The sequence below is a fragment of the Paraburkholderia sp. NMBU_R16 genome, from assembly GCF_013282575.1.
In the GTDB taxonomy this organism is placed as follows: Bacteria; Pseudomonadota; Gammaproteobacteria; order Burkholderiales; family Burkholderiaceae; genus Trinickia.
In genome coordinates this window covers 1-21,573 of sequence record NZ_JAAAYE010000003.1, presented here as the reverse complement: position 1 = coordinate 21,573, position 21,573 = coordinate 1, and the positions used below count along the sequence as shown (strand labels likewise).

At 63.1% G+C, this 21,573-nt stretch carries 20 protein-coding genes and 1 pseudogene; 11 read left to right on the top strand and 10 right to left on the bottom strand.

Annotated features, from left to right (window positions below):
• Entirely contained in the window at positions 1–1,110 is a 1,110-nt protein-coding gene (gene tssA / locus GWC77_RS01940) for a type VI secretion system protein TssA (RefSeq protein ID WP_173255177.1), read from the top strand.
• A 52-nt stretch (positions 1,111–1,162) separates the two neighbouring features.
• On the opposite strand, the gene GWC77_RS01935 is transcribed toward tssA, so the two are convergent.
• The 4 genes from GWC77_RS01935 to GWC77_RS01920 are packed head-to-tail and all read right to left on the bottom strand — an operon-like array spanning position 1,163 to position 7,960.
• Positions 1,163–2,113: an OmpA family protein gene (locus tag GWC77_RS01935; protein ID WP_173255176.1), complete on the bottom strand. Its 951-nt coding sequence runs from the start codon at positions 2,111–2,113 to the stop codon at positions 1,163–1,165.
• Between the two features lie 4 nt (positions 2,114–2,117).
• The gene (gene tagF, locus GWC77_RS01930; protein WP_173255175.1) at positions 2,118–3,104 is read right to left on the bottom strand and encodes a type VI secretion system-associated protein TagF; all 987 of its coding nucleotides are present in this window, start codon (positions 3,102–3,104) and stop codon (positions 2,118–2,120) included.
• Positions 3,101–7,036 carry a type VI secretion system membrane subunit TssM gene (gene tssM, locus GWC77_RS01925; protein ID WP_173255174.1) on the bottom strand — a complete coding sequence of 1,312 codons (3,936 nt, stop codon included), beginning with the start codon at positions 7,034–7,036 and terminating at the stop codon, positions 3,101–3,103. The genes tagF and tssM overlap by 4 nt, the downstream gene beginning before the upstream one ends.
• 60 nt (positions 7,037–7,096) lie before the next feature.
• On the bottom strand, positions 7,097–7,960 hold the full coding sequence (locus tag GWC77_RS01920) for a M15 family metallopeptidase (RefSeq protein WP_173255173.1): 864 nt from the start codon (positions 7,958–7,960) through the stop codon (positions 7,097–7,099).
• 125 nt (positions 7,961–8,085) lie between these two features.
• Here GWC77_RS01920 and GWC77_RS01915 point away from each other — a divergent pair, with 125 nt between their 5' ends.
• The 6 genes from GWC77_RS01915 (at position 8,086) to GWC77_RS01890 (ending at position 12,579) form a co-directional block, all read left to right on the top strand.
• Positions 8,086–9,099, top strand: coding sequence for a hypothetical protein (locus GWC77_RS01915; protein ID WP_173255172.1), 1,014 nt, complete (start codon positions 8,086–8,088; stop codon positions 9,097–9,099).
• A gap of 66 nt (positions 9,100–9,165) precedes the next feature.
• Positions 9,166–9,741 carry a thiamine phosphate synthase gene (locus tag GWC77_RS01910; protein ID WP_173255171.1) on the top strand — a complete coding sequence of 192 codons (576 nt, stop codon included), beginning with the start codon at positions 9,166–9,168 and terminating at the stop codon, positions 9,739–9,741.
• A 120-nt stretch (positions 9,742–9,861) separates the two neighbouring features.
• Positions 9,862–10,356, top strand: coding sequence for a ferritin-like domain-containing protein (locus tag GWC77_RS01905; protein WP_173255170.1), 495 nt, complete (start codon positions 9,862–9,864; stop codon positions 10,354–10,356).
• Between the two features lie 80 nt (positions 10,357–10,436).
• Positions 10,437–10,982: a TIGR01841 family phasin gene (gene phaP / locus GWC77_RS01900; RefSeq protein ID WP_173255169.1), complete on the top strand. Its 546-nt coding sequence runs from the start codon at positions 10,437–10,439 to the stop codon at positions 10,980–10,982.
• A 74-nt stretch (positions 10,983–11,056) separates the two neighbouring features.
• Positions 11,057–11,593, top strand: coding sequence for a hypothetical protein (locus GWC77_RS01895; RefSeq protein WP_367948983.1), 537 nt, complete (start codon positions 11,057–11,059; stop codon positions 11,591–11,593).
• Positions 11,594–11,718: 125 nt separating this feature from the next.
• Positions 11,719–12,579, top strand: coding sequence for an MBL fold metallo-hydrolase (locus GWC77_RS01890; protein WP_173255168.1), 861 nt, complete (start codon positions 11,719–11,721; stop codon positions 12,577–12,579).
• Positions 12,580–12,591: 12 nt separating this feature from the next.
• Here GWC77_RS01890 and GWC77_RS01885 read toward each other — a convergent pair.
• Both GWC77_RS01885 and GWC77_RS01880 read right to left on the bottom strand, forming a co-directional pair.
• Positions 12,592–13,889, bottom strand: a pseudogene (locus GWC77_RS01885) (MFS transporter).
• A gap of 131 nt (positions 13,890–14,020) precedes the next feature.
• Entirely contained in the window at positions 14,021–14,566 is a 546-nt protein-coding gene (locus tag GWC77_RS01880; RefSeq protein WP_173255167.1) for a gluconokinase, read from the bottom strand.
• Positions 14,567–14,739: 173 nt separating this feature from the next.
• Between GWC77_RS01880 and GWC77_RS01875 the strand changes: the two genes are divergently transcribed.
• Positions 14,740–15,768, top strand: a complete 1,029-nt coding sequence (locus GWC77_RS01875) for a LacI family DNA-binding transcriptional regulator (protein ID WP_173255166.1) — start codon at positions 14,740–14,742, stop codon at positions 15,766–15,768.
• Positions 15,769–15,818: 50 nt separating this feature from the next.
• Here GWC77_RS01875 and GWC77_RS01870 read toward each other — a convergent pair whose 3' ends face one another.
• Positions 15,819–17,048, bottom strand: coding sequence for a multidrug effflux MFS transporter (locus GWC77_RS01870; protein ID WP_173255165.1), 1,230 nt, complete (start codon positions 17,046–17,048; stop codon positions 15,819–15,821).
• A gap of 185 nt (positions 17,049–17,233) precedes the next feature.
• Between GWC77_RS01870 and GWC77_RS01865 the strand changes: the two genes are divergently transcribed.
• The 3 genes from GWC77_RS01865 to argP all read left to right on the top strand — a co-directional run bounded on the left by GWC77_RS01865 (position 17,234) and on the right by argP (position 20,199).
• Positions 17,234–18,166, top strand: coding sequence for a LysR substrate-binding domain-containing protein (locus GWC77_RS01865; protein WP_173255164.1), 933 nt, complete (start codon positions 17,234–17,236; stop codon positions 18,164–18,166).
• Between the two features lie 197 nt (positions 18,167–18,363).
• Positions 18,364–19,110 carry a glucose 1-dehydrogenase gene (locus GWC77_RS01860; protein ID WP_173255163.1) on the top strand — a complete coding sequence of 249 codons (747 nt, stop codon included), beginning with the start codon at positions 18,364–18,366 and terminating at the stop codon, positions 19,108–19,110.
• A 138-nt stretch (positions 19,111–19,248) separates the two neighbouring features.
• Positions 19,249–20,199 (top strand): HTH-type transcriptional regulator ArgP, encoded by a 951-nt coding sequence (argP, locus tag GWC77_RS01855; RefSeq protein WP_173255162.1) that lies wholly within the window; start codon positions 19,249–19,251, stop codon positions 20,197–20,199.
• Between the two features lie 172 nt (positions 20,200–20,371).
• Here the strand turns inward: argP and GWC77_RS30230 are convergent, their stop codons facing one another.
• The 3 genes from GWC77_RS30230 to GWC77_RS01840 all read right to left on the bottom strand — a co-directional run.
• Entirely contained in the window at positions 20,372–20,800 is a 429-nt protein-coding gene (locus GWC77_RS30230; RefSeq protein WP_173255161.1) for an ACT domain-containing protein, read from the bottom strand.
• Positions 20,801–21,032: 232 nt separating this feature from the next.
• On the bottom strand, positions 21,033–21,173 hold the full coding sequence (locus GWC77_RS01845) for a hypothetical protein (RefSeq protein ID WP_173255160.1): 141 nt from the start codon (positions 21,171–21,173) through the stop codon (positions 21,033–21,035).
• 4 nt (positions 21,174–21,177) lie between these two features.
• Positions 21,178–21,573 (bottom strand): IS4 family transposase (locus GWC77_RS01840; protein ID WP_302181256.1); only part of this gene is annotated, 396 nt, incomplete at its 5' end.

Genomic DNA, 21,573 nt, shown 5'->3' with positions numbered 1-21,573 from the left:
ATGGCAATCGATCTTGCACCGCTTCTGGCGCCGTTGGACGGCGCATCGACATGCGGCGAGGATATGTTGTTTTCGAACGATTTCGACGAAATTCAGCATGCGCGCCGTTTCGACGACCCATCGCTCGATCAGGGCGAGTGGGTGACCGAGATCAAGGAGGCCAACTGGAGCCTCGTGATCGAACGGTGCACCGAGCTGCTGAGCAAGCGGACGAAAGATCTGCGCGTTGCCGCGTGGATGACGGAGGCCCTTGCGATCAAGCAAGGGATGTCGGGTTTGACGCAAGGCTACACGTTGCTGAGCGGGCTTTGCGCTCAGTACTGGGACAAGGTGCATCCGCTGGCTGAAGGCGAGGACACCGAGTACCGGCTTGGCAACGTGACCTGGCTCGTGGGTCGTACTGCGCAACTGCTGCGCGAAATGCCGTTGACGCAGACATCGAGCGCCAGCTTCACCGCCATCGATTGGGAGGTCGCATCGAATGTCGCGCAGGCGATCAAGCGCGACCCCGATCACGCAGACGACATTGCGCGCGGCAAACCCTCGTTCGAGCAGATCGATGCGGCGAAGCGCGCAACGCCGGTGCCGTTTTATCGCGCGTTGCTGGCCGATCTGAAAGCGTTCGAGGCGGCGATGCTCGCGCTCGAACAAGAACTCGAGACACGTGCGCAAGAGGCCGCCCCGAGTTTTCGGCAAGTCAAGGACTCCTACGCTTTCGTCCATGGGCTGGCGGAGCGATTCGCGCGCGACGTTGGCGTGAGTGTCGAGGTGTCTTCGGGCAGCGCCGCGCAGCCGCCAGCGGCACCGAGCGTCGAGCGCGCCGAGCCGACATTCAAGACGCCGCTTTCGCAAGGAACGCCAATGGTTTCGACGCAGCAAGCCCGGCATCCGGGCGTGATTCACAACCGTGCCGATGCGGTCGCGCAATTGCGTGCCGTTGCCCAGTTCTTACGGGCGACGGAGCCGCATAGTCCGGCAGCCTATTTGGCGGACAAAGCCGCGGAATGGGCCGACATGCCGCTGCATCAATGGCTGGCTGCCGTGGTGAAGGACGATGGATCGCTCGCGCATTTGCGTGAACTGCTGGGGGTGAAGCCGGACGCGCAATGAGCCTTCGCGCCGGATGCAATATGCATCGACATGCATCGACACGTCGCCCTATTCACTTCCCGACACGAAACTCGATTCGCCGATTGCGCGCGCGTCCATCGCTGGTATCGTTCGATGCAATCGGTTGATCGGGCCCGACGCCCATCGTCGTCATCGATTGCGGCGCGATACCCTTCGTCACGAGATAGCCTTTGACCGCGTCGGCCCGGGCCTGACTCAATGCGATATTCGAAGCGCGATTGCCCGAGTTGTCCGTGTGCCCGATGATTTCCACCGTTTTGCCGGACAGCCTGGCGAGCGCCGCGGCCATCTGATCGAGGATCGAACGCCCCTGCGGCGTCAGCATCGCGCTTGCCGTCTCGAACTCGATCGTGCGGTTCGCCAGCGTGCTATCGAGCACACCTTGCTCCGACGCGCTGACTCGCAAGCCGTTCTTGATCGTGTACGTGGGATTGAGCGCATTGGCCATATCGCTGGCGATCTGCTGGCGCTGCGCCTCGTTGCCCACCTCGCCCTTGACGTCGATCTGCGTTCCGTCGATCTTCAACTGCCCTTTGCTGATCTGCTTCAACTGCGGACCGATGAGCTTTTGAACGTTGGCAGCCCAGTTCGGCGGCGTATCGACATTGCCCACCTCGATCTGATCGACGACGTTGGCCGTGCCATAGGTGTCGCGCAGACGCTGCAGCACGGCCGCGCGCGTCGATTCGTCGGGCACCTTGCCGCTGGCGACGACTTGTCCCGGCGTCGCGTTGACCGACGGCGGAACGCGTGTCGCGGTGTTCGCCGCGCCGGGCGGCTGCCCCGCCTGGGCGGCCTGGCCGGACGACTGCGTCGGCGCTATCGGAGTCGAGCGGATGCCGATCCCGCTGTTGTCGACCGGAGAGACACTGGCGGGGCCCGCAGTGTCGGCGAATGCGGCACCGGCTGTCGAACCGGCCGCCAAGACGAATGCCGTAACGGCCGCGAGGCGCGTCAGCACACCAGGAAGAATTGCAACCATCGCGTTACGCCCCGATGAATGCTTCTCGGAACGTATCGATGGCGATACGCAGCGAGAGCTGAGGTTGCTCCAGATAGCTGACGAGCTTGCTGATGCCCGGTTCGTTTTGCGCGTGTTCGTCGACCCATTCGGGATCGTCAATATCGATGTTGTGTGTCGCATAAGCCTGCGGATCGATGACGCTATGAAGCGTTTTTGCGGATGCGCCGTTGAAGCCGATGACGAGACGCTCGCGTTCGGCAACGGTACCGATGAAAATCGCGACCTCGAAATCGGCCTGCGAGAGAAACGGTGCGACGAGTTCGAGCCAGAACGCCGCAACCAGGCTTCGGTAGAACGTGTCGTTCGGCAACGGCAACGTGAGTCCGCGCTCGAGATGCCGGGATTTGCTTTGCATCACGGGCTTCAGCAGCGAGCCCAGTGCGAGCATCGCACCGCGCAGTCGTACCGGATGGCCGCTCGCGAGCAACATCTGCTCGAGCCCGGCCAAGGTTTGATGCTCGACGAAATCCGAAAACGTGCCGTCGTGCGAGTTCGATTGTCCGGCGTCGATCGAGACCTGCGTGTCGCCCAATGCCTGCAACGCGGCACTCGGCTCGGTGCACTCGTAAAGCTCCCGCATCTGAGCCGCGGCGCGCGACCAGAGCCGCGCGAATGCGAGCGGGCTGCGCGCGAGGAAGGCGAGCGGGCGCTCGACCTCGAGTGCGGTTGCCGCGACCAGCGGAAAGCGCCGCGACGAGACATCGTGGCTCGCCATCATGTGACCGGCGATGGCAAGCTTGCTTTGCGAACCGAGGAACGCGAAGTTCATCGGCCGGGCGTTCTCGTAGACGATCTTCCAACGTGGATCCTCGGCAAGAAGCTCCATCGCTTGCGCAATCCAGCGGTCCAGCGTTTGCAGGAGCTGCGGATTGTTCGTGCTTTTGACGAAATCGCCGCGCGAGGGGATTTTGCCGAAATAGGCCAATTGCGCCTGGACCGATTGCGTCATTGCGCGGCTCCCGGGTTCGTGGCCGCGGCAGGGGCGGCGGCCGGATTGGTCGATACGGTGCGCGGCGAGTCGATGCTCGGCGTCGGACCGGAAGTGGCGGCCGTCGTCGCGCCCGAAGCGGCCGCCGTCGCCGGCGTCGAGCCGCTTGCGGCCGCGGCATTCGCACGGGCTGCGGCGACGTCGACGACGCTCGCCGGCAGCCGTGTGCCGCGCAAGCTCTGTTGCTGAGGCGCATCGCCGCTGCCGGCTTGCGGTTGCGACGTGCTGACGATGCGCATGCTGAATGCGACGGTCACATCGCCTTGCGTCCACGACAGGTCGAACGTGCCATCGGCATTGCGCTTGCGTTGCGCCGAATTGATGAGCTTCTCGAGCCCGTAGCGCCCGGGTTCGTTGACGAGCTGAATCGTGCGGCCATCGAACGTCGTCGCCGTGAGCGTGGCACCGGCAGCGCCCTGCGGGTTGGGCCATACGAAGTTGGCCCACTGCGCGGGGGTGTTCCGGTAACGCAGTTGCTGGCCGTCGATCGTCAGCGTGTATTCGGTCGTCTTTGCACCGGGCTGCGGCAGGATCTGGAAGACGGTTTGCGGCTCCGCCGTCGCTTGCGCGCCGCCTGCCGCCGCGCCCGAGAGCGGGGCGACCCAGCGTGCGAACCCGCTCGAGAAGTCGGGCGTGAACGCGACGCCCATGCCGCCCCACGTGCGCGGGCTCAGCGTATCGCCGCGCCTGACCGCGAGCGGCCCCAGCGTGGTCCCGACAAACTTCGAGACGGCGCCGTCCGGGCCGAACACTTGCGCGATTTCGCCGGCACCGGCCTCGACCTTCGCATTGGCCATGAACGGATACTTGTTCGCAAGCGATGTCTGGAACGGCTGGAGCACCTGTGCGTTCCACACCTTGTTCACTTCGTCGCCGGCGGGCCCGATCACGACGGCGAACGCTTGCATCAGCGGGCGCACGAGCAGCGGACGCAGCGCCTTGCGTTGATCGTCGGTCAGACCGGTGAGCATCTGCTCGTCGACGAACTTCAGCGAATCGGCAAGCTCCGAGCCGTTGCCCTCGAGCGTTTGCTGCATCAGCTCGCGCGCGCCAGGGCCGGGGTCGCCCTGATTCTTGAGCAGATTGAAGCGCGTGCGCACCTTCGAGAGCGTCTCCATGTAGCCCCGAAGCAAGGAATTGTCTCCCTGCTTGGCGACGATGCGCGCAAGACCGGTGAATGCCGTGCCCACCGGGCCGATCGTCGTCGGCGCGAGCGCGCCCGGATCGATGTCGATGCCGGCGTTTTGCGCAGCCTGCTCGCGTGACGAGAACATCCGCTTGAACCAGCCGCTCACGCCCTTTTGCGCGCGCTGCAGCGTAGTGGAAGCGAGTGCCGGATTGTCCCAGGCGGTCTGGTCGTATGCAGTCTCGAAGATCTTGCGAATCGGCGAATCCTGCGGGTCGCCGAGACGGTTCATGGATGCGACGGCCTGATCGAAACTGCCGAAATCCTGAATGGCGATACCCTGCATGAAGCGCTGCCAGTGCTGCGCATAGTCGGTCTTGTACATGCCGACCAGCGCTTTCTGGATTTGTTCGGGGCTGCCCTCGAGCGTGAGATCGTCCTGCGACGCGGTGTTGAGCACCCAATCCTTCGCCTGCAGCTCTTTCGTGGCGGCATCGCGAATGGCGGGCTGCACGTACTGGAACCAGGCATCGCGCGTGAACGTGCCCGGAATCGCGTAGCTGCCGGCGACGAGATTGGCGTTGTTGTCGCCGACGATGCGCGCCACCGTCATCGGTGCGAACCGGGTCGAAGCGCGCGCCTTGATTTCCTCGTACACGCGCTGACGCGCCGGCATGCCTCGCACGACGTGGCGCAGGTTCTCGCGGGTCTGATCGACGAGCGAAAGATTGGCGTCGATCATCGGCCAGTCGTCGTCGGATACACGCGAGAGATAGAACGTGATCATGCGTTCGGCACTCCTGATCATGTCGCCGCGTGGCATGTTGCCGCGATTCGTCTCGAGCCAACCCCGCCAGAAACGTGCGAGTTGATCGGTCAGATGAGCCGCCTCGACATGACGCTTGTCCGACAGCATCAGGTAGGTCTTGAGTGCGTTATAGGCATCTTCGACGTTGCTCGGCGAGGCATCGCTGTAAAGCCCGCCTTGCGCGTTTTGCTGATTCAGCGCCGACGTGCCGCTGCGCGCGGAAACGGTCACGGCGCCCGATTCGGGAGGGCGCGTGAGCGGTGTCAACTGATCGGGGTGCGCATTGACGTCGCGCAGGAACGATGCAAGGTTCTGCGAGACCGGATCGAGCATCAATTGCTTTGCGCCGCGGTAGTACTCGGCGAGCAAGCGCTGCTCGATGCGATCGCCCTGATACAGGCCGAGCGAAACGGAGAGCGGTCGATCGCGGCGGAACTGTTCGAGTTGATCGATGCGGTCTTCGAGAATGTCCATCGCCTGCAGGCGCGATTGGAGATCGTTGTGGCCTTGCTGAATGCGAACGACGTTGTCGAGATCGGCCTGCACGTTCGCGACGAGCTGCTGATTGCCGATCGTGGACCACGTCCAGCCACCGAGCGCCAGCGCCAGTACCGCGACGAACGTGAAGAACGTGCCGTAGCGCAGCCGTGTCTTGGCCGGGCTCGCGAACTGTCGCACGGTCTGGCGATCGGCGAAAATCACCTTCGAGAACAGATCGCGCAGGAAAAAACCGTTTTGCGAGGAGGGCGCCTGCGGCGCGGGCAGATTGTCGGTCGCGAGGCCAAAGCGCGTGCCGATGCGAAGCGCCGCGGCGCTGTTCGTCTGGCCCTCTTGCAGTGCGCTCGTGAAATAAAAGCCGCGCAGGATCGGCTTGTATTGGAATGGATTGTTCTCGAACAGCGTCGCGAGGAACATGCGCAGCGCCGGCTTGATGGCGAGGAATTCGAGCGGGAAGCTCAGTTGCCCGGGCGACAGCTTGTTGCCTCGATTGATCGACATCTGGGCGATGCTGATTTCCTTCAAGCCCTCGTAGAGTTCCTCGAAACGCTCGTCGAACTGCGCGACGACGTCCCGTCTTTCGTCGGGCTCATAGGGCAGCGTGGCACCCCAGACGCGTTCGTATTCATGGCGCTCGCCCCCGCCGAAGAATTCGGCGAAGCCGGTGATCAGGTCGGCCTTCGTGAACATGACGTAGACCGGGGCGAAGACTTCGAGCTTCTCGGTCAATTCCTGCACGCGCTGGCGCAAGCTGCGGGCGAGGTTGATGGTGGCATCGGGACGGCTCGACGTCAGCTCCGCGATGCTCGCCGTGACGATGATCCCATTGATGGGCGCCTTGGGCCGATAGCGCTTGAGCAACCCGAGAAAACCGAGCCATTCCGTGCGATCTTCCTCGTGCACCGAATAGCGGCCGGCTGTATCGAGCAGGATGCCTTCGGTCGTGAAGAACCAATCGCAATTGCGCGTGCCGCCGATCCCGTGAATTACCGCGTCGTTCTTGTCGGCGAACGGAAACTGGAGCCCGGAGTTCAGCACGGCGCTGCTCTTGCCCGCGGCAGGATTGCCGATCACGATGTACCACGGCAGCTCATAAAGCGCGGAGCCGCCCGATATCTGTCCGATCTTCGATGTCTTGATCGCGCGTACCGCATCGACGAGCCGCGTGCGCAGAACGTCGAGCTCCGCTTGCTTGGCAGGCTGCTGGACCGCGGCGGCCTTGTCGGCTTCGGCCTGTTGTTCGAGCATCTCGCCAAGCTTGCTGTTGGCTCGCCGGGCGGCCCGGCGCCTCCAAAGCCAGACGACGAGCACGATCAGCAGGAGCCCAGCGAACGCCGCGCCGGGCCACGCGAGCGGAATGTCGAACCAGAGCGCGCCTCCGAAGAGGATGATGGCGACGACGAGCAGGCCGAAAACGGTCATCGTGCGTTTATGGGTGAGCGCATTGAGCAGGCGTTGCATAAGACGTTCTTCTATATGAATGGCGCGACGACAGCGCGGCAAAAGCAGCTTTTGATTCGATTACCGGGTGGAAACGGAAAGGGCGGCGGCGCGCCGCAGAACAAATCCGGGCTTGTGATATTCGACGTGCCCCAGATCCATCAATTTCCATCGTCCGCCCCAGGTCAAGCCGACCTGTTCGGCCGTTTGCCCGTACAGCTGATAACCGCGCATGGCCCACGGATCTTTTTCTGAAATGACGAGCTTGCCGTCTCGCAAAAAGGCGTTATCGGCGGCGAGGCCGTATTGGTGATAGCTCTGATATGCGGCAGCATTTGTGACACCCCCCAGCTGCGCCAGCCGGTTTTGTCGATCCGGACTTCGGTAACCTTCGAGCAAAGCCATTTCATAGCCGTATTGCTCGCGCATGATTTTGTACACGAGCAACAGCCGCGTTCTAAAGTCCGCATCCAGCAAACTCCAATCGCGACTCGCGTCGCGTAATGCTGGACGGACCTGTTCGACTTCTTGCGTCGCGAAAACCTCCGGCGGCAACGGCGGCGGTGGAACGAGCTGTTCGCCATGCAGCAAAGCGGCGATTTTCTCGTCGGGCGCCCGCGTTTCGCCGTCATACTGAAATAACAGCTTGCCGCGCAGTGCAATTGCAAGCAGTGGAGGCGCGGCAAGGATACCTGTCGTAATGAAAATCATCAAGCGACGTCGAATCAGTATTTTTTTCGTATTTCCAATCGTCGATCGCGAAATTTTTACTGATTTCCTTATCCGATCGCGTGCTTGTGTCATACGCAGCGAGGCGCGACGTCCTACGCGGCGCTGTATATGAAGCGCGGCATTGATCAGTGCGGTACGCGCCTGTGGCAATAGCAGCACGGCTGCCAGCGTGACGGCGAGAGCAAAATAGGCGGTAAGCGCAACGGCAATCAAGTTCGGCCCCGTAGCTGGGAAATAAATTGTCTTTTGTAATGCTTGATCTTAGAATCTGGCCTGCTGCAAGGCGGGCCGGATTGCATTATCGCGGCGAATTAAACCCAAATTCAATGAGACAGTGAATGAGTGCGCCGGACAGTCCCAGTTCCAAAGCGCGGCCGAGCCTGCTTTCCGAGACGGCCAAGAGCGCCGCTGATAACGATTCGCGGATTCTCGCGAATCTGGAAGGCCGTGTCGCTGCGCAGCCGAATCCGACGCGCCGCTCCAACAAGCTTTGGATCGTCGTCGTCGCCGCGGCGCTGGGCCTGAGTGCATTCGGCGCCTGGCAGTGGCAGCGCGTGTCACGGGACGATGGCCAGACGAGCCCGCCCGTGGCATCGGCGCTCGACGGTGTTCAAAAGACGGCGGCGGCAGTACCGGCAGCGAGCGCGGCGGCCGCGACGGTCATAGCCGACGCAGCAGGCACCGCGGCCGACACGCTCAAGACGACGGCATCGTCTCCGCAGCCGGCTGTCATCGTGGCCGATACTGCGGCTAACGATCGCCCGGCCACCGCACCTGCCGGTGCGCTTGCCTCGGCGGCGAGCGCTGCACCCGCCGCGATGGGGGCGATCGGTGCGAGTGCGTCCGACAGCGAGCGTCTTTCCCGCGCCTTGAGCGACGGCGCATCGGCATCGGGCAGTGCGGCCGCGCCGGCAGTGCACGCGAAGAGCGCCGTCGCGGCGCGTGAGGCGACGAAGACGGCGAAGGCGACGAAGACGACCACGGCGTCGCACACCGTTCGCGAGGCCGATAAGAAGCATCAGGCACAACGCGTCGCATCGGCGCATCCGCGCAAGGATGCGAATGCCGGCGCGAAAAAGACCGACCAGGACGTCGATCTGCTGGCCGCAATCGTGGCGCGTACGAAGCCCTACGATGCCAATCACGGCAAGACGCCGGCGAAGACAGGTGCGGCACAGAAGACGCAAACCGCGACGAGCGGGGTGCCGGGATTGGCCGAGCGCGTTGCCGAATGTTCGACGCGTGGTTTGATCGAAGGCCAGTTTTGCCGGTGGCACGTCTGCGCCGATCACTGGGGCAAGGATCCGGCGTGCCCATCCAGCACCTTTCAATCCGCCGGCTCGAGCAACTAGCGCTTGGCGAGACCGGCGCGGCGCCGAGGCGATGACAGGGCAAGCTTCTTTTGGTAGCTTTGCCGCATGCGCGACGACAAAGTCCTTCCTGAATGGCTGCTCGTGACACCCGAGCCGCCGGCCGACGGGCGCTTCGACCCATTCCTCGCACGTATCGAGCATGCGTTGGCGGGTGGGATAGCGCTTATCCAACTGCGCTCGAAGCACGCGAGCGCCGAGTCGTTCGACGAATTGGCCGGCGAGGTCCTCGCGATTTGCCACCGTCACGGCGCGCGGCTCATGCTGAACGGGCCTGCCGAAACGACGAGGATACGCGCCGACGGCATCCACTTGAATAGCGAACGATTGCTGCGCTCGACGCGGCGCCCAACATCCGGCTCGCAGTGGGTCAGCGCCGCCTGTCATACACGAGCGCAGTTGCGCCACGCGCAGGCCATTGGGGTCGATTTCGTGACGCTTTCTCCCGTGCTGCCGACATCGTCCCACCCCGGCGCGCCGACGCTCGGCTGGCGGCGCTTCGCCGAACTCGTCGCGAGCGTGCAATTGCCGGTCTATGCGCTGGGCGGCATGACACGCGCCGATTGCCGGCTGGCCCGAGCGTTCGGCGCACAAGGCATCGCCGGTATTTCGGCGTTCTGGTAGCACCGCTTCCCCTCCCATGGCGTTCGAGCGTTTCGAGGCACGTGCGTTGCATCCGTGAGCGGAGCCTTGTGCTTGATCGCAAATGCGATCGCTTTTCACATCGATCCAAGGGAGTTCGCTATGGCACGCCAAACGCTGGAAGACTTGTTCATTCACGATCTTTCCGATATTTACAGCGCGGAAAAACAACTGACACGTGCACTCGGTAAGCTGGCGCGTGCCGCGACCAACGAGCAGTTGTCGCAGGCATTCGAGACGCATCTGCAAGAAACGCACGGCCAGGTCGAGCGCATCGACAAGGTCGTGGAGATGTGCGGTATTCGTTTGAAGCGCATGAAATGCGCGGCGATGGAGGGGCTCATCGAGGAAGGGCAGGAGCTGATCGAGGAACTCGAGAAGGGGCCCATCCTCGATGCGGGCCTGATCGGCGCCGCTCAGAAAGTCGAGCACTACGAGATCGCGGCGTACGGCACGCTTTGCGCCCTCGGCAAACAGCTTGGCCGGGAGGATGCGGTGAAACTGCTGCATCAAACGCTGGAGGAAGAGAAGGCGACCGATCAAAAGCTCTCGCAGTTTGCAGAAAAGGTCGGCAATCCCCAGGCGAAAAAGGGCTGACGGTTTGCGCTTCGCTAGTTGAATGCGTGCCGTGCGGCACGCGTTACAGGAGTCCTACCTCTTTCCGACGGAGCAACAAGATGAACACACCCGCACTCGAATCGGCCGGTCGCATCGGTAAGTCCACCATTGGCTCGCTCAGCGATATGGCGGATCGCACCCTCGACGGCCTGCAGCGTATGACCCAGCTGAATGTGCAGACAGTCAAGACGACGCTCGCGGAACAAAAGGAAATCGCCGATGAAGTGCTGGCGACGCGATCGCTCGACTGGGTTCTGACATTGCCGTCCGCGCAGAGTCAGGCGGCATTGAAAAAGGCGCTGGCCTACTGGGGCCACGCAAGCAATATTGCAATCGAGACGGTGGCCGATAACGTCGGATGTAGCTGGTCAAGTCTCAACGACTACTCGCGATGGGCCGCCTCCTTGCTCGACGATGCATCGGAACTCGCGCGTGCGGGCGCTGATACGTCCGCGTCGACGAGCCTCGTCGTCACGGATCCGGATGCCCAACTGCCGGCGACCGTCGAATCGACCGAGGCGGCGAGTGTGAAAACCGGCGGCAAGGGGCGTTCGGTCAACCTCGTCGATAGCGAAGGAAAAAGCGTATCCTCGACGAAGCGGTAGCGCTACCGCAGCATTGCGTCGGCATGGACGACGCTGCTTGCCGAAAAAGGACTTGAAAAATGGAACGCTTCGCGATGAACACGAGACGCGCCCGCGACGGCGAATGTGAAACCTTGCTGCGCGAGGCCATGCGCCGTTTCTCGCCGAGCGAGCGTTCTTCTTTGATCCGGCACGTCGCGGCATCGGGCGCGGCGGCCGGCGCGCTGTCGGCCCTCACGGCCGGAAGGCGGGCGCGCATCGACGGGACGACCGTCTATGCGCCGATCAATGCAGTGACGCATTGCTTATGGCCCGACGCAGCCCCACGCGCGACACGCTTCAGTGTCCGCCACACCTTGCTGGGGTTGGCCATTCACCAATGCGCCGCCATGTTCTGGGGCGTGTTGTTCGAAACGCTCGTTCCGAGTTCGCCACGCAAACGTGTGGGCACGACGCTGGCAGTGGCCGCGGCGACGGCCGCGACCGCCTATGCCGTTGACTATCACTGTGTACCCAAGCGGCTCACGCCGGGCTTCGAGTCGCATCTGTCGCCGCGCTCGATGGCGTGGGTCTACGCAGCTATCGCCGGCGGCTTCGCGTTCGCGGCCTTGCTCCGGCGGCAATCGCGCTGAGTGCGTCGTCGCCCATTCGACGACTGTCGGGATAGATGTCTTTGACGCTGGCGACGAAGGCCTCATCGGTCCCCGAGGCTGATATATTGACGCGCAAACACATCTCGAACGAACTGGAGGTTGCCATGCGGCCCTTCGTCGAACCTTTTTTCGATTCGGCCACGTCCACATTCAGCTATGTCGTTCATTCGGGCGATGGGACCGATTGCGCGATCGTCGATTCGGTTCTCGACTACGATCCCAAATCGGGCCGCACGTCACGCGCATCGGCCGATCGCATCATCCGCTTCGTGCGCGAGCACCGCTTGCGCGTCCAGTGGCTACTCGAAACGCATGCCCATGCCGACCATCTTTCGGCGGCGCAGTACCTCAAAGCGGAGCTGGGCGGCAAAATCGCGATCGGGGAGGCCATTCAGGTCGTTCAACGCACGTTCAAGGGCATCTTCAACCTGGGGATGGACGTGCCGGCGGACGGTACGCAGTTCGACTACCTTTTCGCCGCGGACGAGACATTCGCAATCGGCGCGCTGACGGCGCGTGCGATGCATGTGCCGGGGCATACGCCGGCCGATATCGCATACCAGATAGGCGATGCGGTTTTCGTCGGCGATACGCTTTTCATGCCGGATGTCGGATCGGCCCGTTGCGATTTTCCAGGTGGCAACGCGCACACGCTTTATCGGTCCGTGCGCCGGCTGTTGTCGTTGCCGCCCGAGACGCGTCTATTCATGTGTCATGACTACCCGCCCGATTCGCGCGAACCGTGCTGCCAAACCACGGTGGCCGAAGAGCGCAATGCCAACGTTCACCTGCACGACGGTATTACCGAGGAAGCCTTCGTCGAGATGCGCACGCGCCGCGACAGTACGCTCGGTATGCCCACGTTGATTCTGCCGTCCGTCCAGGTCAACATCCGGGCGGGCGCCATGCCCGCGCCGGAATCGAACGGTGTGCGGTATCTGAAGATTCCGCTCGATGCGCTGTGAGCGCCGGGCGACTCAGGCCACCGACGCGCGATCGCGCGCGCCTTGTTGCTCCGGCTCGGGGATCGCTTCGATGCGGCCCATGACGAACACGAACGAGACGATGCCGATGGCGAGGATCACGCCCGCGATCATGAACGCATTGGTGAACGAGTTCGTCGACCCGACGATGTAGCCGGTGACGATGGGCGCGGCCACGCCCATCAGGTTATTGACGAAGTTCATGATGCCGCCGATGGTGCCCACACCGCCTTTCGGTGCGATCAGCGAGGGCAGCGACCAACCGACAGGCGCCGCGGAGGCGAGGCCGCCGAGCGCGATCGAGATCCAGAAGATCGCCCAGCCGGCGTTCGTTGTCTGCGTCGCGCCCAGCACGGCGAGGCCGAACAGCATGCCGACCACGAGCACGCCCTTGCGTACGCGGGTTTCGTCGTGGCCGCGGCGAATCAGGTGATCGATGAGCCAGCCGCCCACGACGAGGTCCGCCACGGTGGCGACCGCCCACGGAATCGCCGCATATTCGGCCGACGTCAGAATGTTCATGTGCATCGTATGCACGAGATAGCCGGGCAGCCAGGTGAGAACAAGTAGAACGAATAGCCATAGGCGGCGAAGCCGATCGTGAGCCCCCAGACTTTCGACTTCTTCAGCAAGTAGCCGAGCATGCCGAACACGCTCGCGCTCGTCGTGCCTTCCGGCGTCGCGCCGCCTTGGCGGATGTAATCGAGTTCCGCCGCGTTGACCTTGCGGTCCCGGCTGGGATCGCGGTAGATCAGAAAAAAGGCGAGGAAGTACGCGAGGCTCAGCAACGCCGTGACGCCGAAGCCCCAGCGCCAGCCCATGCGAACGACGACGAAGGCGACGAGCGGCACACCGATCACATTGGAGAACTTGGCGGCCGCATCGAAGATTGCCGTGGCGAGCGCGCGTTCGCTGCGCGGGAACCAGTAGCCGGTCGCTTTTGAACTGACGGGAAAGCCGGGTGCCTCGGCGACGCCTAGCATGGCGCGCGCGGCGAAAATGCCGCCGAAGCCGCCTGCGAAAGCCGTCACGGCGGAGGCCAGTCCCCACAGAAACGCACCCCAGCGGCCGACGCGCGTGACGCCGAAGCGGTCGAGCACGATCCCGGCCGGCACCTGCAACAGCGCGTACGGCCAGAAGAACGCGCTGAAAAGCAGGCCCATCTCCGCCGGGGTGAGGTTGAACGCCTCTTTCAACTGAGGGGCCGCGACCGACAAATTGATGCGGTCGAAATAGTTGATGAGTACGCCGATGCCGAGCAGCACGCCAATTACCCAGCGCCGCTTGGTCATTTGATTGCTTGCCGTTGTGGTCACTTCCTGTCTCCCGAAAACTCCGGGGCGGTCCCCGAATTCAATTGCTGCGGTGTGTCGGTCAGCGCTGTTGGCACCAGTCGCGGCCGAGTGGTTCCTGTGAGATAGCGCTATCTTTCGTGCGGCGAAAATATCGGCTGTGCGGCTCGATCGCCGCACCAGAGGGCGGCGCGCTCGACGATGGCCTCGAGCGGCGCGGTGGCGGCGAGCGTCAGCGTGAGGTGCTCGTCGATCGGTTGCTCGAGATCGGCGAACTGGCTGTTCACGAGCGAGGTCGGCATGAAGTGACCGGCTCGCGTCGCAATGCGTGCGAGCGCCGCGTGTCTCGGGATGTCGAGGAACACGAAGCCCAACGAGGGGACAGCCGTGCGCAGCCGTTCGCGATAGCGGCGCTTGAGCGCGGAGCAGGCGAGCACCGGTCGCGCGCCGAGCGCCGCGACCCGCAGCAGTTCCGCCGCCAGGCTGTCGAGCCAGCCCGCACGATCCGCATCCGTGAGGGCGACGCCGCGCGACATTTTGTCGACGTTCGCGGCCGGGTGAAACGCGTCGCCTTCGATATAGTGGCCGCCGATGCGTTCCGCGAGCGCCTTGGCGACACTCGTCTTGCCGCAGCCTGCCACGCCCATGACGACGATGGCTGAAATCGCCGGGTTCATTGATCCGCACTCCCGCTGCTTGAGATAGCGCTGTCTTTCGCGCGCTGAAAAATCGGCCTTTCATTGGGCCGTCGAGCTACGTCCGGAGAAACTCAGATGGCTTCGCATCTGCGCTTCGTCACCCTGCTTTAACCGTTGTCCAGACGATAAGACAGCGCTATCCTAGCCGAACGATGACAACTTCGACACCCAGGAAAACCCGGGCCACGGGCCGGCCGACCCTCGAGGAGGTGGCGCGTCGCGCCGGGGTCAGCACCATCACCGCGTCGCGCGCATTGCGCGGGCTGGCTTCGGTCGGGCCTGACTACGTGACGCGTGTGCAGGCGGCTGCGCGCGAGCTCAACTATGTGGCCAACTCCGCGGCGCGTGCGCTCGCGTCCGCCCGTAGCCACGATGTGACCGTACTGATTCCGTCGCTATCGAACAATGTCTTCACCGATGCGCTCGAAGCGATCCATGCAGTGTTGCGGCCGCGAGGCTTCGAAATGCTGATCGGCAACTCGCATTATTCGCGCGACGCGGAAGAGGACTTGCTGCGGCACTACCTCGCGTCGCCGCCGAGCGGGATGATCGTGACCGGGTTCGATCGCACCGAGACGGCCCGGCGGCTGATCGCCGATAGCGGCGTGCCGTGCGTCCACATGATGGAGCTCGCGTCGGCGAACGGAATTTATTGCGTCGGCTTCTCGCAAACGAAAGCGGGTGAGGCGGTGGCGGAGCATCTGATTGCGCGCGGTTGCAAACGCAACGCGTTCGTCGCCGCCCAACTCGATCTGCGGATGATGCAGCGTGGCGAAGGGTTTCGAAGCGTGCTGCAGCGGCGCGGGATCTATGACGCCGACCTCGAAGTCATGACGCCGGCGCCCTCGTCGGTCAGGCTCGGTGGGGAGCTGTTTTTGCAGTTGATGAAGCGGCGCCCGGACGTCGACGGAGTTTTCTTCGGCAACGACGACCTCGCACAAGGTGCGCTATACGAGGCCTGCCGCCATGGCGTGCGCGTCCCGGAGCAGGTGGCGATCGTCGGCTTCAACGATCTCGCCGGTTCGGCGGACTCCGTGCCGCGACTGACGACGGTGCGCACCCCGCGCGCTGAAATGGGCCGCATCGCCGCGCAACTGCTGCTGGCCCTCATCGATAACGAGCGCGTTGCGCGGCCGGCTGTCGATCTCGGTTTCGAACTCATCGTGCGCGAGAGCGCGTGAGCGACGTGCGGCGGTAAGGCTTGGCGATCGACCGCACGCCATCGACATCGTCAGCTTCGGCAGGCAGCAGTCACGGCTGTAACGGCGCGGGGCCGTTCCGAACGCAGCAGTAGAAGCGGAAAAGCGATGCAGCCTAGCGTGGCCACGCCGGCAACGAAAAGCGCCAGGGCGAGCACCGTGGCAGGCAGTGCGGCGATTGCATAGATGGCCAGCGAGCCCGCTGTCAGATGCATGGCACCCATCAGTCCCGATGCCGCTCCGGCATTCGAAGGAAAGCTCGTCACGCCGCCGGCGAAGGACAGCGGAACCAGAAAGCCGTTGGCGAGCGTGATGACCGAAATGGCGAGAATCATCGGCAACGGCCTGTTCACGCCATCCACGCCGAGACCAATGAGTGCGAGCGCGCCCAGCGCGAACAGCAGATAGCCGACGCCGAGCAGCCGGTTCAGCGCATAGCGCCTGGCGAAATGCCGCGAAACGAGATTGCCTGCGATATACGTGACCGAAAGGCTGATGTAGCAATGGCTGATGGCCTTGGCATCGAGTCCCATGGACTCGAGCAGGACGGGCGAGGCAGCCAGATAGCCGAGGTAGCCGGCGTAGCCCACGCAAAGATTCACGGTATAGGACCAGAAGCGCGGTTGGGCGAGCAGCATCGGGTAGCTCTGGAACGTGCGCCATACCGACCGTTGGCGGCTCGACTTCGGCGCAGTCTCGGGGATGTACATCGCGAGCAGTGCGAGCGCCGCAAGGCCGAGCGCCGCCGTGAAGAAAAACGGCGCGCGCCACGAGATATAAGTCGTCAGATAGCCGCCGACGAGCGGGGAGAGGGCTGGCGAAGCGCCCACGATCGGCATGATCGTGGTGAAGGTGTGCGCCGCGGTCTTCGTATCGAAGATGTCGCTGACGATGGCACGGCCGATGACCATGCCCGCGCCGGCTCCGAGCGCCTGTGCGATTCGCGCGATACCGAAGGTCGCGACATCGGGCGCCAATGCGCAGCCGATCGATGCAACCGTGTAGAGCAACATACCGCCCATGACGAGACGGCGGCGTCCGAATGCGTCCGAGAGCGGCCCGTACACGGCCTGTGCGATGGCAAGGCCGATGACATAGACGCTGAACGTGTGCTGCAGTGCTGCGATCGGCGTGCCGAATTCGTGGGCGGCGAGCGGCATGCCCGGTAGATTGATGTCGGAGGCGATGAGGCCACTGGCGCTGAGCAGGACGAGTGTCGTGAGCAGTACGCCGTATGCGATGGCAGGTGTTGGGCGTTCCATGGAAGTCACTCTCGATGAAGGTACGTCATCAGGTGGCCGCTGCGCTTGCGCGGGCCGGGTCGAACCGGTGAGCGCAGCGAGCAACGACGGGTTATCGAGACGAAAGCTTAGAGCGGCGGATATAATGCCGTCCAAGACTTAATTGGACGCAGTTGATACCGTTGTGGTCTTAAGTGAGGTTCGAGATGGAGCTGCAGCAGCTACGCTATTTCGTGGCCGTCGCCGAGACCGAACATGTTGCGCGGGCCGCGGAGCGGTTGCATATATCGCAATCGCCGCTGAGCCGGCAGATCCGGCAGCTCGAGGAGGACTTGGGCTTGCAGCTGTTCGAGCGGATCAAGCAACGCGTTCGATTGACGCCGGCGGGCCGCGCGTTTCTCGACGAGGCGCGCGATCTGCTCGCGCAGGCGAGCCGGCTGGAGGAACGTGCCCGACAGGTGGGCAAGGGCGAAACGTGTTCGCTGTCGATCGGCTATTGCGAAGGCATCGTGCACAACGGGCGATTGCCTGCGGCGTTGCGGCGCTTTCGCGCGCAGTATCCACGCGTCGGTCTCAAACTTGCCGCGATGCGTTCGGCCGAGCAGGCGGAGGCACTCGAGCGCGCCTCGATCGATATCGCGCTTGCCTATAACGTGCCCGCTCAGGCGGCTGCGTTCGGCACGCGGCTGCTTTCACGCGAGCCTTTCGTGTTGGCTCTGGCGGACGATCATCCATTGGCTGCGCGGCCAGCGGTGCTGCCGGCCGACCTGGACGGCATGCCGTGGATCGCGCTTCCCAAGGCGCTGAACCCCGCGGCGCGCGAGCGGTTTCTTGCGGCATGCGCCGCGAGCGGCTTTCAGCCCGACATCCAATTCGAGGTGGCCCATGTCTCCACGACGCTCGGGCTCGTCAGTGCGGGGCTGGGCGCGGCGATCATGCAGGCGAGCATGCGGCGGATGAACCCGCCGGGCGTCGTTTTCAAATCGATCGAATGGCTGCCGCTTGCGGTCGAGATTCACGCGATGTGGCGCGCGAAGGCGCAGACCGTTGGGGCTCGGCGATTTCTGGAAGTCCTGCAGGAGTTGGATGGCATCCGTGAGGATGCCAAAGCCGGCAGCGCGGCCTTCAGCGAGGCGTGAGCGAGGCGCCCGACGCACGCCCGGTTTCGCGTTGGGCGATTGTTCGAGTTTGGCGAGCGGTTAATTCGCCGCCGTCCGCTTTATCGGATCGGGGGGCGGGCTTAACTTCACGGTGTTTTCTGTCCGTATCGCCGTGTCCAATCAGGGACTCGGCGTCGGACCTCTTTCATCGATTACGAACCGTAAAGGAAAGCACCATGAGCAAGCTATCGGGCAAAGTAGCGATCGTCACCGGCGCATCGAAAGGCATTGGCGCGGGTATTGCCAAGGCGCTCGCCTCCGAAGGCGCCGCCGTTGTCGTCAATTACGCCAGCAGCCGCGCCGGCGCCGAAGCTGTCGTCGATGCGATCGTATCGAAAGGCGGCAAAGCCGTCGCGGTGGGTGGAGATGTATCCAAGGCTGCCGAGGCACAGGCCATCGTCGATGCTGCGATCTCTCAATTCGGCCGCCTCGATGTTCTCGTCAATAATTCCGGTATCTATGAATTCGCGCCGCTCGAGGCTATCACCGAAGAGCATTTCCATAAGCAATTCAACGTCAACGTGCTTGGATTGCTGCTGACGACGCAAGCCGCGGCCAAGCATCTCGGCGAGGGCGGCAGCATCATCAATGTCAGTTCCGTCGTCACGCGCATCGTTCCGCCGGCCACTGCGGTCTATAGCGGGACGAAGGGGGCGGTCGATGCGATCACCGGTGTACTCGCGCGCGAACTCGGGCCGCGGAACATTCGCGTCAATTCGATCAATCCGGGTGTCGTCGCGACGGAAGGTACGCACAGTGCGGGTGTCATCGGCTCCGACATGGAAGCTCAGGCGATCAGCCAGACACCGCTGGGGCGCACGGGGCAGCCCGACGACATCGGTCGCGTTGCGGTGTTTCTCGCGTCCGACGATTCGCGGTGGATGACGGGCGAACAACTCGTGGCCGCGGGTGGGTTGCGTTAAGGGGCGCTGCGCGCATTGAGCGTCGGTAAAAGATTTTTAATGCGCGCATCAAATTAATTTTGTGAGATGAAATGCCGATTTAGGGTGGAATATAGTGCACTGCTAAAAACCCCATAAAAATGCTCACGAGGGTGCACTATGCTTGATCGGTTTCAACTTGAGGCGTTTGCGACGGTAACCGAATACGGGAGTTTCGAGCAGGCGGCCAATGCGCTCCACATTACCCGTGGCGCCGTATCGCAGCGCATCAAGGCCCTGGAAGAAGCGCTTTCCACCGTGCTGCTGGTGCGCGAGAGACCCGCACTACCGACGGCTGCCGGCGAAGTCGTGCTGCGGCACGTGAAAGCCTTGCGCCTGCTCGAACATGATGTCTATGTCAGCCTCAAACTGCGCACCTCACGGAATGAACGCACGCCGATCGCGATTGCCGTCAATTCGGATTCCCTCGCAACGTGGTTCGACAGGTGCTCGGAAGCGCTTGTTCAACAACTGCCGGTGGCGCTTGAAATCAACGTCGACGATCAGGATCATACGCGGCACATGCTGACGCGGGGAGATGTCACGGGGTGCATCTCCACCGAAAGCCAGCCTTCGCAGGGCTTCAGCGCGATTTCGCTGGGCTCGATGATGTACCGGTGCGCTGCCGCGCCATCGTTCGCGCAGCACTATTTTCCACGCGGGTTGACACCGCATGACGCGAAGTCGGCGCCGGCGGTGCTCTTCAATCGCAAGGACTCCCTTCACGACACCTTCCTGAAATCGAAGTTTGGTGTCGAACTGAAACAGTTTCCTCGCCATTACTTTCCATCGCCGAGCGCGCTGCTCAACGCGATTCGCAGCGGCAATGGATACGGTCTCGTTCCCGCCCAGCAGGCGGAAGAACTGCTGGCTTCGGGCCAGCTCGTCGATCTCGCGCCGCAGGATGGACTCTGCATTCCACTCTTTTGGCACCACTGGCAACAAGAGCCGCCTCTGGCGCGGCAAGTCACTGAGTTCGTCGTAGAGTTCGCGCGGACCGCGCTGGCTCTGGACGGGCGGCAATGCGGGGCTGCTGGCGACGCTAGGGAGGCCAGCGCCGCGTCGAGCTAGCTTGCGCTGCCAGGCTCGCGCACCCGGTGGATTTCCAATGAGAGGACTGACGCAAGTATTCCGGCGCCCAGGAACGCGTGGTTTTGAAACTTTCGCGGACCGACAGTCTGGCTCATCGCGGCGAGCGGCCGCGCCATGCTGATGATGCTCAGCTGGCGATCATGCCTGGACGTCAGTCGTCGGCAGCAAGGGTAGAGGTAAACGAAGGAGGGGTGGCGAGGGATCGCAACACTTCCAGCGCTTGTATAGCCTGATCCACCGGAACAAAGATGTGATCGTGGTAGTAGGCAGATACGGCATTGCAGGGAATTCGGACGCGGGCTAGCGCAGTGCAAACCGTGGCGAGAAAGCCCACGGCGGCGAGATCGGAGTGGATCTCGAGCGTGATCAATCGCGATTCGAAGGACCAGGACAAACCCAGCGCTTCGGCTAACGTCTTTTCGACGATCGCGGTGAGGCCTTCGGCTTCGCGGAACAGGCAGATGGCCTCGACGCCATCCGGCAGGCGATGATCCGAGAAAGCGCAAAAGACGTAACGCGGCGACGTCAGCGTGGGGGCCATGTCGCGCAGCAGGACCGCGAGATTACGCTCTGGGCTCACGCTGAACTTCCTCGCTTCGGATTACTGGCGGCGCAATACTATCACGCGTGTCCGATCTGTCGCAGCAGACCGGCAGCGACGCAATCGGCTTGCGCGAGCAACTCGTGCGACCAGCTGCCGCTCGATCGGCGTAACGCTCGCAGCTGAGGCGCACCAGCTTGTGCACCACGGGCCCTGCACAAAGTTCAGGCGTGCGCGGATCGGGATGGTGGATCATGGACAGGCTCATGGCTCAGTGCACCACGCGCTGAAACGTCGCCAGCACGAGCGCTGCCAGCATGAACAACGAACCGAATGTCTTGTTCAGCATCGCAATGTGCTTTTCTGTTTTCAGGTAGACGAGCGCTTTCGAGGCGAGACCGGTATAGCCCATTCCATTACACACAAGTCTGCTGCTCGAGCTCACGCGCGTATCTGATACCAGCAGCAAAATCCACCACGCGCTGCATGCCTAGCCAGATGGTCTTGACGCCAGGCTCGCCGTCGCCTTTGCGGGCGAGGAAGCCGCCGAGCCTGGCGACGAGCCGTACCACTTCGTTTAGCCGTGGCGGTTTGTCGGGTGGGGCCGTCTTGTTGAGGATGAAGGCGGCCTTCCATTCATCGGGCTCGAATAGCAGTTCGGCATCGAGGTCAGGGCAAGTTCGGCCTAACCGCATGAGACGAGCAATGCGCCACGCCACCACCATGAACACCGCCAGAGCACGCTCGATGCGCTCGATCGTGCTCAGTTGTAGCGCCTCGACTCGGCAACCGTTCTTCAGCACATGAAAGAA